Raw genomic sequence first — 16,289 nt, forward strand, 5'->3', positions numbered from 1 at the left:
GCTATGATTCGCATTTACTGGGCTGTACTTTAAAGATGCTCAAGTTCAACTCCACGCTTGCCGATAGCCAACCGCAGAATCACGATAATTGAACAGGGTGCAACTGACTACACCTGCCAGACTAAGTAAGATGGGGAAAGCATGAGCACCATTCTGATTTTTTTAGCTGCTTTGCTGGCCTGCTCGTTGCTTGCAGGGTGGCGACTCAGATCAAAATCCAGGCGGCAAAAACTGCCCTGGAGCAACGTCTTCTCAGACGCCGACAAGCGTAAGCTGACGCCCGAAGAGCGCAGCGCAGTCGAAAATTATCTGGAAAACCTGAATCAAAACCAGCAGATTCCTGGCCCAACAGGCGCCAGCTCCGCGCCGGTGTCATTGACGCTGAATGCCCAAAGTAATAGCGTCATCGTGCTTACACATTCGATTACCCGCTATGGCATCACCACCGACGATCCCAATAAGTGGCGTTATTATCTGGATTCCGTCGAGGTGCATTTGCCTCCCTTCTGGGAACAATACATCAATGACGAAAATAGCGTTGAGCTGATCCACACAAATACGCTACCGTTGGTGATCTCGTTAAACGGCCATACGCTGCAAGAGTATATGCAGGAAGCTCGTGGCTATACACTGCAACACACCGCATCAACGCAAGCGTCCATTCGTGGCGAAGAGAGCGAGCAGATAGAGCTGCTGAATATTCGCCAGGAAACACATGAAGAGTATGCGCTTAGTCGCCCCGCAGGACTTCGCGAGGCGTTACTGATTGCGGCCTCTTTCCTGCTGTTCTTCTTTTGCTTAATCGTACCGGATAGCTTTGTACCATGGATGGCCGGGGGCGCTGTATTGCTACTGGCGGCGGGCCTGTGGGGACTGTTCGCCCCGCCGTCTAAAACCGCCCTGCGGGAGATCCATTGCCTGCGCGGAACCCCACGCCGTTGGGGGCTGTTTGGTGAAAACGATCAGGAACACATTAATAATATCTCGCTGGGCATTATCGACCTGATTTATCCGCCTCACTGGCAGCCCTACATTGCGCAAGATCTCGGGCAGCAAACGGATATCGATATTTATCTCGATCGGCACGTTGTCCGCCAGGGGCGTTTTTTATCCCTGCATGACGAAGTGAAAAACTTCCCCTTGCAGCACTGGCTACGCAGCGCCGTTATCGCGGGTGGCTCGTTGCTGGTACTGCTGATGCTGCTGTTCTGGATCCCGCTGGATATGCCGATAAAATTCACGCTTTCATGGATGAAAGGCGCGCAAACTATTGAGGCCACCAGCGTTAAGCAACTCGAAGACGCCGGAGTTCGCGTCGGCGATACCCTGCATCTGAGCGGTACGGGAATGTGTAATATTCATACGACCGGAAGCTGGAATGCTCAGCCCACCACGCCTTTTCTGCCCTTTGACTGTTCGCAGATTATCTGGAACGACGCGCGCGCGCTGCCGCTGCCCGAGTCCGATCTGGTGAATAAAGCCACAGCGCTCACGCAGGCCGTCAACCGCCAACTGCATCCCAAACCTGATGATGATTCCCGCGTCAGCGCATCATTACGTTCGGCCATTCAGAAATCAGGCATGGTGCTACTGGATGACTTTGGCGAGATTGTCCTGAAGACCGCTGACCTGTGTGCCGCTAAAGATGACTGCGTACGACTGAAAAATGCGCTGGTCAATCTGGGTAACAGTAAAGACTGGACCGCGCTGGTTAAACGGGCAAACGCAGGTAAGCTGGATGGCGTGAACGTGTTGCTACGCCCGGTCAGCGCCGAGTCGCTGGATAACCTGGTCAATACCTCCACAGCGCCATTTATTGCACGTGAGACCGCCCGCGCCGCTCAGGCACTGAACAGCCCCGCACCTGGCGGTTTCCTGATTATCAGCGACGAGGGCAGCGATCTGGTCGATCAGCCGTGGCCCGCGACGTCTCTGTATGACTATCCGCCTCAGGAGCAGTGGAACGCCTTCCAGCGTCTGGCGCAGATGCTCATGCAAACACCTTTCCGTGCTGAAGGGATCGTCACCAATATCACGACTGACGCCAACGGAACCCAGCACATCGGCCTGCACCGTATCCCGGATCGTTCAGGCCTGTGGCGTTACCTCGGCACCACCTTGCTGATGTTCTCCATGCTGGGTTGTGCTCTCTACAACGGCGTTCAGGCGTTCAGACGCTACCAGCGCCACCGCTCGCGCATCGCGGAAATTCAGGGATACTACGAAAGTTGCCTGAATCCAACGCTGATTAACGATCCGGAAAGCCTCATTCGATAACACGTCCGCGCGACAGGATATGCTACCCTGTCGCGCATCATGTGTTCCTCTGGGGAGTTCTTATGCATCTCAATATCGCCTGGCAAAATATTGATACCGTTTTGCTGGATATGGACGGTACGCTGCTCGATCTGGCATTCGATAATTATTTCTGGCAAAAACTGGTGCCGGAAACCTACGGCGCGCAGCAGGGTATCTCTCCCCAGGAAGCCCAGACCTATATACGTCAGCAATATCACGCCGTGCAACATACGCTAAACTGGTACTGCCTGGATTACTGGAGCGAATGCCTGGGTCTGGATATTTGCGCCATGACGACGGAACAGGGACCACGCGCCGTTTTGCGTGAAGATACCGTACCGTTTCTTGATGCCCTCAAAGCCAGCGGCAAACGCCGTATTTTGCTCACCAACGCGCATCCACATAACCTGGCAGTGAAGCTGGAGCATACCGGTCTGGCCTCACACCTTGATTTATTACTTTCCACCCACACATTTGGTTATCCCAAAGAGGATCAGCGGTTATGGCACGCTGTAGCTGAAGAAACGGGAATGAGTGCTGAGAAAACGCTGTTTATTGACGACAGCGAACCCATTCTCGACGCCGCTGCTCAATTCGGCATTCGTTACTGCCTCGGCGTGACCAATCCCGATTCAGGTATTGCGGAAAAACAGTATGCACGCCATCCGTCACTGAATGACTACCGCCGTCTGATCCCCTCACTAATGTGAAGGAAATACCATGAAAGAGAAGCCCCCTGTTGAAGTCAGGCTGGATAAATGGCTATGGGCTGCGCGCTTTTATAAAACGCGTGCGATAGCCCGCGACATGGTTGAAGGCGGTAAGGTGCATTACAACGGGCAGCGCAGTAAGCCGAGCAAGATTGTCGAGCTGAATGCCACCCTTACCCTGCGCCAGGGAAATGACGAGCGAACGGTGATTATTAAGGCCGTTACCGAACAGCGTCGCCCGGCAACGGAAGCCGTTGCGCTGTACGAAGAAACGGCGCAAAGCGTCGAAAAACGCGAAAAAATAGCACTGGCGCGTAAACTTAACGCGTTGACCATGCCGCACCCGGACAGGCGACCGGACAAAAAAGAGCGCCGCGACCTGTTACGATTTAAACACGGCGACAGTGAATAACTGTCACCCGCAAGAGAGATGATTATGCCGCAACATGACCAATTACATCGTTATCTGTTTGAAAACTTTGCCGTGCGCGGCGAGCTGGTAACCGTTTCAGAAACCCTGCAACAGATCCTCGAAAACCATACTTACCCACAGCCGGTCAAAACCGTGCTGGCCGAATTGCTGGTTGCCACCAGTCTACTGACCGCCACGCTAAAGTTTGCCGGTGATATCACCGTACAGCTTCAGGGCGATGGCCCGCTGAGCCTGGCGGTGATTAACGGCAACAATAAGCAACAGATGCGCGGTGTCGCGCGCATTCAGGGTGATATCCCTGAAGATGCAGATCTGAAAACGCTGGTCGGTAACGGCTATCTGGTGATCACCATTACACCGGAAGAAGGCGAACGCTATCAGGGCGTGGTCGGTCTGGAAGGTGACACGCTGGCCGCCTGCCTGGAAGATTACTTCCTGCGTTCAGAACAGCTGCCGACACGTCTGTTTATCCGCACTGGCGACGTCGATGGCAAACCAGCCGCTGGCGGTATGCTGTTACAGGTGATGCCGGCACAGGACGCCCAGGCCGATGATTTCACCCATCTCGCTACGCTGACGGAAACCATCAAAGCCGAAGAGCTGCTGACGCTGCCGGCGAATGATGTGCTGTGGCGTTTGTATCACGAAGAAGAGGTGACGCTGTACGATCCGCAGGACGTGGTGTTCAAATGCACCTGTTCGCGTGAACGCTGTGCTGATGCGCTAAAAACCCTGCCAGACGAAGAAGTTGACAGCATTCTGGCGGAAGAAGGCGAGATCGATATGCATTGCGATTACTGCTCGAGCCACTACCTGTTTAATGCGATGGATATCGCAGAAATCCGCAACAACGCGTCCCCAGCAGACCCACAAGTGCATTAAGTTCTTCGCCCGGCAGTCTATTCTGCCGGGCGACCTATTCCTGCTCTTACTCAGCGTAGTAGTTAACCTCTAGCCGTTCGCCGTTGACGGTGATATCACGCCAGATTCTGGGGGCTGAAGTCAGCGTACGGTTAGCCACCGCCTGCAGAAGTTTTTCCTTGTTGAATCCTTCTGGTAGCTGGGTTGCGCCAAGCAATGACCATTGGCTCTCCTTTATGCCAAAGATCAGGCTCTCTCCATCACCAAAGGCATACAGCACCTGCTCAGGTTTACCATCAGCATTCAGGTCCTGATCAACAAGTACGCATGCGTCCTGCTCAACACAGGAAGTAATGCGGTAACTTTGTTGTTTTACAAACCGCCAGAATGCGTCATCGGGTTTCTTGCTACCCGGAGCAATCATCACTACCGGTGCCAGTTGCGTCGCGGTCAGTTCCTTAATCGGATCACGATTCCCGCGTAGAATGGCGTCTAAGTCGCGTTTGCGCTTGCTATCTTTGTTGAACGCCGCGTCTTTTTGTAACGCTTCCAGCGCAGCACGTCCCGGTTTTCCGCTATTGCTCAGCATGTACAGACTGACCTGATCCGGCTTAATTTTCCCGCTGTAATAACGCCCCATATGGCTATTGACGCTAATACGCCATGCATCAATCACCGGCGACGTCAGCAAAACCAGCAACACCAACGCCAGTAACGAAACGCCAAGAACGACCTTCCCCTGAATCTCAAGCGGGTTACATCGACGACGTAAAATGCTCGCCAGATAGCCAAATGACCAGACCAGCAGCACACAGACCACCAACGCACCATACAAGCGATCTGGCGTCCAGCCGTACTGATGAATCCGCACCGACACCGCCCACCCGGCAATCAGCATATAAACAGGGGCAACCAGGAGTGAGGTTTTAATCAGACAGCGTAGCGCGCCGGGATAAGGTAATGCGTTTTTTTGTGGCTCACGCACAATAGCCATTAGCAACAGGAGAAGAAGCGTCAGCGTTGACATCAACCCCGCAGCGGAAACCCGCTGTGAGATGGCTTCCAGCCCGGTGAAAGGCAATGTAACAATGAACATCAGCGCTAACAGCGCGACCAGAGGCAGCAAACCGGTGGCGATCAGCGTCAGTAGTTTTTGCACCGCCGCGACTAAACGCGATTGCGTGCGCGCCAGCACCACCGCCAGCGCGGTAATCAGGCCCAACGCGATGTAGGCAAACCAGTCGGTATCAAAGAACAGCGTTTCAAAGAAGGTAATGTTAACGAGCTTAAACATCTCGCTCCACAGCAGGAGCACCATCCAGAACAAACCATTGGAAATGAACACAATCAGCAACGTCAGCACGTTAAGCCACAATTGTGTATAAAACTGCGGGTAGCGCGCCTGGTCGGTACGTGCGTGAAGCGAGTACTGGATCCAGGGCAACGCCAGCATCGCCATCAACAGTAAACGCCAACCGAAGACAAAAAAGACGCTCTGCTGTCGCCACTTATCGCTATCCGCCACATTCCATTTCAACCAGACGCTCATCGCCAGCACAACACAGAAGATCAGCGCCATCCAGTACCACAGCGCCCGCTGTTTAAAAGAGACGACGGTAAGCAGAAGCGCCGAAGAAATCGCAATCGTAACGGGCATACCGTAAAACAGCCAATAATTGTTATGGGGAACAAGATATGTCATCAGCAGGTAGCACAATACCCCCTGTAACAGGCCGATAAATATCATGCCCCAGCGAGTGGTACGCGAAAGTTCAACACTATCCATGTCGTTATCCAGAATGAAGAGAAAATGTAATTATCGCACCAACCTCACAATTATGATCATCCGCAGGCCGTTTTCAGACAACGACTACGCGAAGTGAATCGATATTGTGAATGTTTGAGTTACGTTATTTTCCTACATGAATGCGATTACACTCACAATATTCCCGCCAAATATACTCTCCATTAACGTTTTAAGAACATTTTCCACAACAAAAAAGGGTTTCCTGCCATAATATCTGCCTCTTTGTGACAGGAGTCGCAGCGTATTCAGTTATCTGTGATTTTGCCGGATGCGTAAATCTATGAGCCTTGTCGCGGTTAGCAATCCCTAAAAAACCTTACTATTCCAGGTAATACATATTGGCTAAGGAGCAGTGAAATGCGTGTGAACAACAGTTTAACCCCGCAAGATCTCAAGGCTTATGGTATCAATGACGTTCAGGATATCGTTTACAATCCAAGCTACGATCTGCTGTATCAGGAAGAACTTGATCCAAACCTGGAAGGTTACGAGCGTGGCGTATTAACGAATCTGGGCGCCGTTGCTGTTGATACCGGTATCTTTACCGGGCGTTCGCCAAAGGATAAGTACATTGTCCGCGACGACACCACGCGAGATACGCTCTGGTGGTCCGACAAAGGTAAAGGTAAGAACGACAACAAACCGCTCTCCCAGGAAACCTGGCAGCACCTGAAAGGATTAGTCACCCAGCAACTCTCAGGCAAACGCCTGTTTATTGTTGATGCATTCTGCGGCGCGAACGCCGACACCCGTCTTTCTGTACGCTTTATTACCGAAGTCGCCTGGCAGGCACATTTCGTCAAAAATATGTTCATCCGTCCGAGCGATGAAGAACTGGTTGATTTTAAACCTGATTTCATCGTGATGAACGGTGCAAAATGCACCAACCCACAGTGGAAAGAACAGGGACTCAACTCTGAGAACTTTGTCGCTTTCAACCTGACTGAACGCATTCAGTTAATTGGCGGGACATGGTACGGCGGCGAAATGAAAAAAGGGATGTTCTCCGTCATGAACTACCTGCTGCCGCTGAAAGGCATTGCCTCCATGCACTGCTCGGCAAACGTCGGTGAAAAAGGCGACGTGGCAGTCTTCTTTGGCCTGTCCGGCACCGGTAAAACCACGCTGTCTACCGACCCGAAACGTCGCCTGATTGGCGATGATGAGCACGGCTGGGACGACGATGGTGTGTTCAACTTCGAAGGCGGCTGCTACGCGAAGACTATCAAGCTGTCTAAAGACGCAGAGCCGGAAATCTACAACGCGATTCGCCGTGACGCGCTGCTGGAAAACGTTACCGTGCGTGAAGACGGTACCATCGATTTCGATGACGGTTCCAAAACCGAGAACACCCGCGTTTCCTATCCGATTTATCACATCGATAATATCGTTAAGCCGGTGTCAAAAGCGGGCCATGCAACGAAGGTTATCTTCCTGACCGCCGATGCCTTTGGCGTTCTGCCGCCGGTATCTCGTTTGACGGCAGATCAAACTCAGTACCACTTCCTGTCTGGCTTTACCGCCAAACTGGCCGGGACTGAACGCGGCGTGACTGAACCGACCCCGACGTTCTCTGCCTGCTTCGGCGCAGCCTTCCTGTCGCTGCACCCGACGCAGTATGCAGAAGTGCTGGTGAAACGCATGCAGGCTGCTGGCGCACAGGCCTATCTGGTTAATACCGGCTGGAACGGTACCGGCAAACGTATCTCCATTAAAGATACGCGCGCCATTATCGACGCCATCCTGAACGGTTCTCTGGACAACGCAGAAACGTTCCGTCTGCCGATGTTTGACCTGGCTATCCCGACCGAACTGCCGGGCGTGGACACGCGTATTCTCGATCCGCGTAATACCTACGCGTCACCGGAACAGTGGCAGGAAAAAGCCAATGCGCTGGCAAAACTGTTTATCGAGAACTTCGAGAAGTATACCGATACCCCAGCGGGCGCCGCGTTAGTCAGCGCCGGTCCGAAGCTGTAACGAACATTGCCGAATCCGGCAGTGAAGTAACAAAAAGGGAGGCATTTCGCCTCCCTTTTTATGCGTCTTTAGTTGTTCCCGGTATACGGGAGACGGGAACCGGAAGCCAGGCACGGATCGACAGCCCACCGCGCTCGCTGGTACCGATTTCCAGCATACCGTTATGGTTATCGATGATACGCTGCACGATCGCCAGACCCAGACCAGTACCGCTGGTACTGCGGGCGCTGTCGCCGCGAACAAACGGCTGGAACAGGTGCTTACGCTGCTCCGGCTTGATGCCCGGACCATCATCCTCGACCTGGAACCAGGCGCGATGTGGTTCTGTGCCGCTACTGACCTTAATCCAGCCATTACCGTAACGGGCAGCGTTAACCACCATATTGGCGACCGCACGTTTGATCGACAGCGGATGCATCTTCACCTGAATGAGGCCAGGCCGCAGCGCGGTGTCAATCTCACGTTCATAACCGCTTTCTGCCGCGACCACTTCGCCTAACACCGAGTTCAGATCCGCCATCTCCATTGGCATTTCCTGACCGGTACGCAGGTAGTCGATAAACTGCTCAATAATGGCATTACACTCTTCGATGTCCTTATTGATGGACTCCGCGAGATAACCGTCCTCTTCGCCCATCATTTCGGTCGCCAGACGAATACGCGTCAGCGGCGTACGTAAATCGTGACTCACTCCGGCCATCAGCAGCGTTCGGTCATCAGCCAGTTGCTTCACGCCTGCCGCCATATGGTTGAAGGCGCGGGTCACCGAGCGCACCTCAGAGGCGCCATATTCGCGCAGCGGCGGCGGAATAATGCCTTTACCCACCTGCAACGCCGCGTGTTCCAGATCCACCAATGGTCGGTTCTGGATACGGATAAACAGCCACGCCCCACCGATAGCCAGCAGCATAATCGCCAGCGTATAGCGGAACAGCGGCGAGAAATCGCCCTGATGAATTTCAGTGAGAGGAACGCGAACCCAGATGTTCGGAGACAGCCAGGTTTTCAGCCACACGACCGGCGAGCTTTTGTTGACCTCCACACGCACTTCCGTGGGGCCACCCAGCTGCTGCGCCATCTGATGGCTTAAGAATTCATAGTGTTGCGCCCAACGTAACCCCGCTTCTTCAGCGGCTTCGTTGGAATAGAGGGAAATACCCAGCTCACGGTAAATTTCCCGGCGGAATGCGGGAGGCACCACCAGTTGCGTACCGTCCTCCAGTTGCAGTTTATCAGTCATCAGCATACGGACTTCGTAGGCCAGGACCTTATTAAACTGCTGGAGGCTCGGCAGGATCGCGAAGTTCAGCACCACCAGATAAGTCGTCACCAGGCTGGCGAACAGCAAGGTGACGATGAGCAATAACGTGCGAGCAAACGAACTTCGTGGTGAGAAGCGCATTCGCCTCATGCTTTAGAACCGTCCGGGACAAAGACGTAGCCCAGACCCCATACGGTCTGAATGTAGCGCGGATGTGCAGGATCTTCTTCCACCATACGGCGCAGACGGGAAATCTGCACGTCAATGGAACGTTCCATCGCGGAGTACTCGCGACCACGGGCCAGGTTCATCAGCTTATCGCGAGACAGCGGCTCACGCGGGTGACTGACCAGCGCTTTCAGTACCGCAAATTCACCGCTGGTCAGCGGCATAGGCTCATCTTCACGGAACATCTCGCGGGTGCCGAGGTTCAGCTTAAACTTACCGAAAGCAATAACCGCTTCTTCCTGAGAAGGCGCACCCGGCAGTTCATTCGCCTGACGACGTAGTACGGCACGAATACGCGCCAGCAGTTCACGTGGGTTAAACGGTTTCGGGATGTAGTCGTCAGCGCCGATTTCCAGCCCGACAATACGGTCAACCTCTTCCCCCTTCGCCGTCACCATAATGATCGGCATCGGGTTACTCTGGCTACGCAGGCGACGGCAAATCGACAGACCATCTTCACCTGGCAGCATTAAATCCAGTACCATAAGGTGGAAGGATTCACGGGTCAGCAGACGATCCATCTGCTCAGCGTTTGCGACGCTTCGAACCTGGAAGCCCTGCTCGGTCAGATAACGTTCCAGAAGCGCGCGCAAGCGCATGTCGTCATCGACCACCAGAATCTTATAGTTCTCTTGCATTGTTATTACTCCCAAAGGTTCGCAACAATTGTAAGTGTGTATTCTTAAGAAAGCTCACCTGAGTAACCAGCAAATTCTGGTATGAATTCCAGGCTAAATTGTTACAAAGCATATTAAACAGCAGCTTAAGTATACAATGTTTCTCGCAATACATTATTTATTCTGTTGATATGCTCACGTAATACTAATTGTGCGCATCATCACAGAACCAAGGTAAAACAATAAGATGAAAACGCCCCTGATAACCCGTGAAGGGTATGAAAAACTCAAACAAGAGCTGAATTATCTCTGGCGTGAAGAGCGCCCGGAAGTCACCAAGAAGGTTACCTGGGCCGCAAGCCTGGGCGACCGCAGCGAAAATGCCGACTACCAGTATAATAAAAAGCGCCTGCGTGAGATCGACAGGCGTGTCCGTTATTTGACCAAATGCATGGAGAATCTGAAAATAGTCGATTACTCCCCGCAACAGGAAGGCAAAGTGTTCTTTGGTGCATGGGTCGAGATTGAAAATGACGATGGCGACATCCGCAAATTTCGCATTGTCGGCTACGATGAAATCTTTGGCCGTAAGGATTACATCTCTATCGACTCGCCGATGGCGCGCGCCTTGCTGAAAAAAGAGGTCGGCGATCTCGCGGTGGTGAACACCCCTGCTGGCGAAGCAAGTTGGTATGTAAACGAAATTGAGTACGTTAAATAAGACGGAACAATCCGAAGCCCCTGCTGATGACTGGCATTTTTGCCAGTCAATCCGTATAACTATCCCCTGATTTTTATCCTAAAGACGAAGCTATCCATGATGAATGATTCTTTCTGCCGCATTATCGCAGGTGAAATTCAGGCTCGTGCTGAACAGGTAGAAGCTGCCGTTCGCCTGCTTGATGAAGGGAACACCGTGCCGTTTATCGCACGTTATCGTAAGGAAATCACTGGCGGTCTGGATGACACGCAGCTGCGTAATCTGGAGACCCGTCTGGGATATCTGCGGGAACTGGAAGACCGCCGTCAGGCGATCCTCAAATCTATCGGCGAGCAAGGCAAACTGACCGACGATCTGGCAAAAGCGATCAACGGCACGTTAAGTAAGACCGAACTCGAAGACCTCTACCTACCGTACAAACCTAAACGCCGTACCCGTGGGCAAATCGCCATTGAAGCAGGCCTTGAGCCTCTGGCAGATCTGCTGTGGAATGACCCCTCCCACGACCCGGAAACCGAAGCCGCAAAATATCTCAATGTCGAAAACGGCGTGGCAGATACCAAAGCCGCTCTCGACGGCGCGCGCTATATTCTGATGGAGCGTTTTGCCGAAGACGCCGCGCTGCTGGCAAAAGTGCGTGACTACCTGTGGAAAAATGCCCACCTGGTCTCCGCCGTGGTAAGCGGGAAAGAAGAGGAAGGCGCAAAATTCCGCGATTACTTCGATCACCATGAGCCGATCTCCACCGTTCCTTCTCACCGTGCGCTGGCAATGTTTCGCGGGCGTAACGAAGGCGTGCTGCAGCTTTCTCTGAATGCCGATCCACAGTTCGATGAGCCGCCAAAAGAGAGTCATGGCGAGCAGATAATCCGCGATCATCTGGGTCTGCGCCTGAACAACGCGCCAGCCGACAGCTGGCGTAAAGGCGTTGTCAGCTGGACATGGCGCATTAAGGTGCTGATGCACCTCGAAACCGAACTGATGGGCACCGTGCGTGAACGAGCCGAAGACGAAGCCATTAACGTCTTTGCCCGCAACCTGCACGACCTGCTGATGGCGGCCCCGGCCGGCCTGCGTGCCACCATGGGTCTCGATCCGGGTCTGCGTACCGGCGTGAAGGTCGCGGTTGTTGACGGTACCGGCAAGCTGGTCGCTACCGACACCATTTATCCGCATACCGGACAGGCAGCCAAAGCCGCCGTTGCGGTTGCCGCGCTGTGCGAAAAATACAACGTTGAACTGGTGGCGATTGGCAACGGTACTGCATCGCGTGAAACCGAGCGGTTCTTCCTCGACGTGCAGAAGCAGTTCCCGAAAGTTACCGCACAAAAAGTGATCGTTAGCGAAGCCGGAGCGTCGGTGTACTCCGCCTCCGAGCTGGCAGCGCTGGAGTTCCCGGACCTCGACGTTTCCCTGCGCGGCGCGGTCTCTATTGCCCGTCGTCTGCAGGACCCGCTGGCCGAACTGGTGAAAATCGACCCGAAATCGATCGGTGTCGGCCAGTATCAGCACGACGTAAGCCAGACCCAGCTCGCCCGTAAGCTGGATGCGGTGGTGGAAGACTGCGTAAACGCCGTCGGCGTTGATCTGAATACCGCTTCCGTTCCTCTGCTGACCCGCGTAGCCGGTTTGACCCGCATGATGGCACAGAACATCGTCGCCTGGCGCGATGAGAACGGCCAGTTCCAGAACCGCCAGCAGTTGTTAAAAGTCAGCCGCCTGGGGCCTAAAGCCTTTGAGCAGTGCGCGGGCTTCCTGCGCATCAACCACGGCGATAACCCGCTGGATGCCTCAACGGTTCACCCGGAAGCCTATCCGATTGTGGAACGTATTCTGGCCGCCACCGAGCAGTCGCTGCGTGACCTGATGGGCAACAGCACCGAATTGCGCAATCTGAAAGCCGCCGATTTTACCGACGAGCGCTTCGGGGTGCCGACCGTCACCGACATCATCAAAGAGCTGGAAAAACCGGGTCGCGACCCGCGTCCTGAATTTAAAACCGCACAGTTTGCTGATGGCGTAGAAACCATGAACGATCTGCTGCCGGGTATGATTCTGGAAGGCGCAGTCACCAACGTCACCAACTTCGGCGCGTTTGTTGATATCGGCGTTCATCAGGACGGTCTGGTGCATATCTCCTCGTTGTCGAACAAGTTCGTCGAAGATCCACACACCGTGGTGAAAGCGGGCGACATCGTGAAGGTGAAAGTGCTGGAAGTTGATCTGCCGCGTAAGCGTATCGCCCTGACCATGCGTCTGGACGAGCAGCCGGGTGAAACCAATGCCCGTCGTGGCGGTGGCAGTAACGAGCGCGCGCAGGGTAACCGCCCGGCTCCAAAAGCCGCAAAACCTCGAGGTCGTGAAGCGCAGTCAGCCGGTAACAGCGCGATGATGGATGCGCTGGCGGCGGCAATGGGTAAAAAGCGATAGTGTGAATATTGTGCCGGATGGCGGTGTAAATACCCTGTCCGGCATATTTACTCTATTTACCGCTTTCCATTGCAATATATTTATCACTTTATTAACAGATGAAACCTTAATTAAACATTAAAATAGCCAATAATTCCCTCCGCGAATCATTCGCGTCAGACCTGAATAAATGTTGAGCCATATCAATATTGACTCAAATTATTATCCAATCCTACATTCCGTCACATTTAATGTATTGATGATAGAAACCATTCTCATTATCATTGTTTTGTTGATTATTTACTCTTTCCTTCGTTGGCTAATCATCTGGTCTCATGCCGCCTTGTCGCCCCATGAGGTAATCATCCAGTTAGCGAGATATAAGTAGGTCCCTATGCAATTCACTCCAGACACTGCGTGGAAAATTACCGGTTTTTCTCGTGAAATCAGCCCGGCGTACCGTCAGAAGCTTTTATCGCTCGGCATGCTACCCGGCTCCTCCTTCAACGTGGTTCGCGTCGCCCCGCTCGGCGATCCTATCCATATTGAAACACGCCGAGTAAGCCTGGTGCTGCGGAAAAAAGATCTGGCGTTATTAGAAGTGGAAGCGGTTTCCTGTTAATACAGTGAGTCTATAAAAATGAAAAAACTAACCATTGGTTTAATTGGTAATCCTAATTCCGGCAAGACAACTTTATTCAACCAGCTTACCGGCGCGCGTCAGCGTGTGGGCAACTGGGCTGGCGTTACCGTCGAGCGTAAAGAGGGTCATTTCTCGACGACGGACCATCAGGTCACGCTGGTCGATTTACCCGGCACCTATTCCCTGACGACAATCTCATCGCAGACATCTCTCGATGAGCAGATTGCCTGTCACTATATTTTGAGCGGCGACGCTGACCTGCTGATCAACGTGGTCGATGCCTCAAACCTCGAGCGCAACCTCTATCTGACGCTGCAGCTGCTTGAGCTGGGCATCCCCTGCATCGTCGCCCTGAACATGTTGGACATTGCTGAGAAGCAGCAGGTCCGTATTGAGATCGACGCCCTTTCCGCCCGTCTTGGCTGCCCGGTGGTACCGCTGGTCTCGACCCGTGGACGCGGAATTGAAGCACTGAAGCTGGCAATCGATCGCTACAAAGAAAACGACACCGTCGAGCTGGTACATTATGCCCAGCCGCTGCTGCGTGAAGCCGAGTCTCTGGCAGACGCGATGGCCAAAGAGATGCCGCTGAAACAGCGTCGCTGGCTCGGTCTGCAGATGCTGGAAGGCGATATCTACAGCCGCGCCTATGCGGGTGATGCGGCGCAAAATCTGGATGCTGCGCTGACTCGTCTGAATGAAACAATGGACGATCCGGCGCTGCATATTGCCGATGCGCGTTACCAGTGCATTGCCGCCATTTGCGATACCGTCAGTAATACCCTTACCGCAGAGCCAAGCCGCTTCACCACCGCAGTCGATAAGGTCGTCCTTAATCGCTTCCTCGGTCTGCCGGTTTTTCTGTTCGTGATGTACCTGATGTTCCTGCTCGCTATTAACATCGGTGGCGCGCTGCAGCCACTGTTTGACGTTGGCTCTGTCGCGCTCTTTATCCATGGTATTCAGTGGATTGGCTACACCCTACACTTCCCGGACTGGTTAACTATTTTCCTGGCGCAGGGCCTTGGCGGCGGGATTAACACCGTGCTGCCGCTGGTGCCGCAAATCGGCATGATGTACCTGTTCCTCTCGTTCCTCGAAGACTCCGGCTATATGGCGCGTGCCGCGTTTGTGATGGACCGTCTGATGCAGGCGCTGGGACTGCCGGGCAAATCGTTTGTGCCGCTGATTGTCGGCTTTGGCTGTAACGTCCCGTCGGTAATGGGCGCACGTACCCTCGACGCCCCGCGTGAACGTCTGATGACCATCATGATGGCACCGTTTATGTCCTGCGGTGCACGTCTGGCAATTTTTGCCGTGTTTGCCGCAGCGTTCTTTGGCCAGAACGGCGCACTGGCGGTCTTCTCTCTGTACATACTGGGTATCGTCATGGCGGTACTTACCGGTCTGATGCTCAAGCACACCATCATGCGTGGCGAAGCCACACCGTTCGTGATGGAACTGCCGGTTTACCACGTGCCGCACGTTAAAAGTCTGGTCATTCAGACCTGGCAGCGCCTGAAAGGCTTTGTCCTGCGTGCCGGTAAAGTCATCATCATCGTCAGTATTTTCCTCAGCGCGTTTAACAGTTTCTCCCTGAGCGGAAAAATCGTCGATAACATTAACGACTCAGCCCTGGCCTCCGTCAGCCGCGTCATTACTCCGGTGTTTAAACCGATTGGCGTACACGAAGATAACTGGCAGGCCACCGTGGGTCTGTTCACCGGCGCGATGGCGAAAGAAGTGGTGGTCGGTACACTGAACACTCTCTATACCGCTGAAAACATTCAGGAAGAAGAGTTCAACCCGGCAGATTTCCACCTCGGCGACGAGCTGCTCGGTGCAGTAGATGAAACCTGGCAGAGCCTGAAAGACACCTTCAGCCTGAGCGTTCTGGCTAACCCTATCGAAGCCAGCAAAGGCGACGGTGAGATGGCAACCGGCGCAATGGGCGTGATGGGCGCGAAATTCGGCAGCGCTGCCGCCGCGTACAGCTACCTGATTTTTGTGCTGCTGTATGTACCGTGCATTTCAGTAATGGGGGCTATCGCACGTGAATCCAGCCGTGGCTGGATGGGCTTCTCCGTTCTGTGGGGCCTGAACATCGCCTACTCGCTGTCAACGCTGTTTTACCAGACCGTCAGCTACAAAGAACACCCGACCTACAGTCTGGTGTGCATTTTGGCCGTCATCCTGTTTAACATCGTGTTGCTGGGAATGCTGCGCCGTGCCCGTAGTCGGGTGGATATTGAACTGCTGGCGACCCACAAAACGGCAAGTTCCTGTTGTGCCAGCAGCACTGGCGATTGCCACTAGGACTT

12 protein-coding genes are annotated in these 16,289 nt (G+C 53.7%); 9 read left to right on the forward strand and 3 right to left on the reverse strand.

The window, feature by feature from the left end; all coding sequences use genetic code 11:
• Positions 1–141 precede the first annotated feature (141 nt).
• The 4 genes from igaA to hslO all read left to right on the forward strand — a co-directional run bounded on the left by igaA (position 142) and on the right by hslO (position 4,323).
• Positions 142–2,277 carry an intracellular growth attenuator protein IgaA gene (igaA, locus tag JQ822_RS14880; protein ID WP_213134130.1) on the forward strand — a complete coding sequence of 712 codons (2,136 nt, stop codon included), beginning with the start codon at positions 142–144 and terminating at the stop codon, positions 2,275–2,277.
• A 62-nt stretch (positions 2,278–2,339) separates the two neighbouring features.
• On the forward strand, positions 2,340–3,008 hold the full coding sequence (yrfG, locus tag JQ822_RS14885; protein ID WP_213134131.1) for a GMP/IMP nucleotidase: 669 nt from the start codon (positions 2,340–2,342) through the stop codon (positions 3,006–3,008).
• 10 nt (positions 3,009–3,018) lie between these two features.
• Entirely contained in the window at positions 3,019–3,420 is a 402-nt protein-coding gene (gene hslR, locus JQ822_RS14890) for a ribosome-associated heat shock protein Hsp15 (RefSeq protein WP_213134132.1), read from the forward strand.
• Positions 3,421–3,444: 24 nt separating this feature from the next.
• Entirely contained in the window at positions 3,445–4,323 is an 879-nt protein-coding gene (gene hslO, locus JQ822_RS14895) for an Hsp33 family molecular chaperone HslO (protein ID WP_213134133.1), read from the forward strand.
• A gap of 46 nt (positions 4,324–4,369) precedes the next feature.
• Here hslO and JQ822_RS14900 read toward each other — a convergent pair whose 3' ends face one another.
• A complete protein-coding gene (locus JQ822_RS14900; protein ID WP_213134134.1) occupies positions 4,370–6,088 on the reverse strand; it encodes a DUF4153 domain-containing protein in 1,719 nt (572 codons plus the stop codon).
• Positions 6,089–6,466: 378 nt separating this feature from the next.
• On the opposite strand from JQ822_RS14900, the gene pckA reads away from it, so the two are divergent.
• Positions 6,467–8,089, forward strand: a complete 1,623-nt coding sequence (gene pckA, locus JQ822_RS14905) for a phosphoenolpyruvate carboxykinase (ATP) (protein ID WP_213134135.1) — start codon at positions 6,467–6,469, stop codon at positions 8,087–8,089.
• 58 nt (positions 8,090–8,147) lie between these two features.
• Here the strand turns inward: pckA and envZ are convergent, their stop codons facing one another.
• Positions 8,148–9,500 carry a two-component system sensor histidine kinase EnvZ gene (envZ, locus tag JQ822_RS14910; protein WP_213134136.1) on the reverse strand — a complete coding sequence of 451 codons (1,353 nt, stop codon included), beginning with the start codon at positions 9,498–9,500 and terminating at the stop codon, positions 8,148–8,150.
• Entirely contained in the window at positions 9,497–10,216 is a 720-nt protein-coding gene (gene ompR, locus JQ822_RS14915) for an osmolarity response regulator transcription factor OmpR (protein ID WP_001157751.1), read from the reverse strand. Before ompR ends, envZ begins: the two co-directional genes overlap by 4 nt.
• Positions 10,217–10,442: 226 nt before the next feature.
• Between ompR and greB the strand changes: the two genes are divergently transcribed.
• The 4 genes from greB (at position 10,443) to feoB (ending at position 16,284) form a co-directional block, all read left to right on the forward strand.
• A complete protein-coding gene (gene greB / locus JQ822_RS14920; RefSeq protein ID WP_005121627.1) occupies positions 10,443–10,916 on the forward strand; it encodes a transcription elongation factor GreB in 474 nt (157 codons plus the stop codon).
• A 96-nt stretch (positions 10,917–11,012) separates the two neighbouring features.
• Complete coding sequence (locus JQ822_RS14925; protein WP_213134137.1) at positions 11,013–13,346, forward strand: Tex family protein; 2,334 nt, start codon at positions 11,013–11,015, stop codon at positions 13,344–13,346.
• Between the two features lie 373 nt (positions 13,347–13,719).
• On the forward strand, positions 13,720–13,947 hold the full coding sequence (gene feoA / locus JQ822_RS14930) for a ferrous iron transporter A (protein ID WP_045448450.1): 228 nt from the start codon (positions 13,720–13,722) through the stop codon (positions 13,945–13,947).
• Between the two features lie 18 nt (positions 13,948–13,965).
• Positions 13,966–16,284, forward strand: coding sequence for a Fe(2+) transporter permease subunit FeoB (gene feoB / locus JQ822_RS14935; RefSeq protein WP_213134138.1), 2,319 nt, complete (start codon positions 13,966–13,968; stop codon positions 16,282–16,284).
• Positions 16,285–16,289: the final 5 nt, after the last annotated feature.

It is taken from the genome of Citrobacter sp. FP75, assembly GCF_018342065.1.
GTDB lineage: Bacteria > Pseudomonadota > Gammaproteobacteria > Enterobacterales > Enterobacteriaceae > Citrobacter.

Bases quoted from the DNA above. Each gene is read 5' to 3' on its own strand.
- feoA (WP_045448450.1), top strand. From the start codon at position 13,720: ATGCAATTCACTCCAGACACTGCGTGGAAAATTACCGGTTTTTCTCGT.
- hslR (WP_213134132.1), top strand. From the start codon at position 3,019: ATGAAAGAGAAGCCCCCTGTTGAAGTCAGGCTGGATAAATGGCTATGG.
- greB (WP_005121627.1), top strand. From the start codon at position 10,443: ATGAAAACGCCCCTGATAACCCGTGAAGGGTATGAAAAACTCAAACAA.
- ompR (WP_001157751.1), bottom strand. From the start codon at position 10,216: ATGCAAGAGAACTATAAGATTCTGGTGGTCGATGACGACATGCGCTTG.
- hslO (WP_213134133.1), top strand. From the start codon at position 3,445: ATGCCGCAACATGACCAATTACATCGTTATCTGTTTGAAAACTTTGCC.
- feoB (WP_213134138.1), top strand. From the start codon at position 13,966: ATGAAAAAACTAACCATTGGTTTAATTGGTAATCCTAATTCCGGCAAG.
- yrfG (WP_213134131.1), top strand. From the start codon at position 2,340: ATGCATCTCAATATCGCCTGGCAAAATATTGATACCGTTTTGCTGGAT.
- igaA (WP_213134130.1), top strand. From the start codon at position 142: ATGAGCACCATTCTGATTTTTTTAGCTGCTTTGCTGGCCTGCTCGTTG.
- JQ822_RS14900 (WP_213134134.1), bottom strand. From the start codon at position 6,088: ATGGATAGTGTTGAACTTTCGCGTACCACTCGCTGGGGCATGATATTT.
- JQ822_RS14925 (WP_213134137.1), top strand. From the start codon at position 11,013: ATGATGAATGATTCTTTCTGCCGCATTATCGCAGGTGAAATTCAGGCT.
- envZ (WP_213134136.1), bottom strand. From the start codon at position 9,500: ATGAGGCGAATGCGCTTCTCACCACGAAGTTCGTTTGCTCGCACGTTA.
- pckA (WP_213134135.1), top strand. From the start codon at position 6,467: ATGCGTGTGAACAACAGTTTAACCCCGCAAGATCTCAAGGCTTATGGT.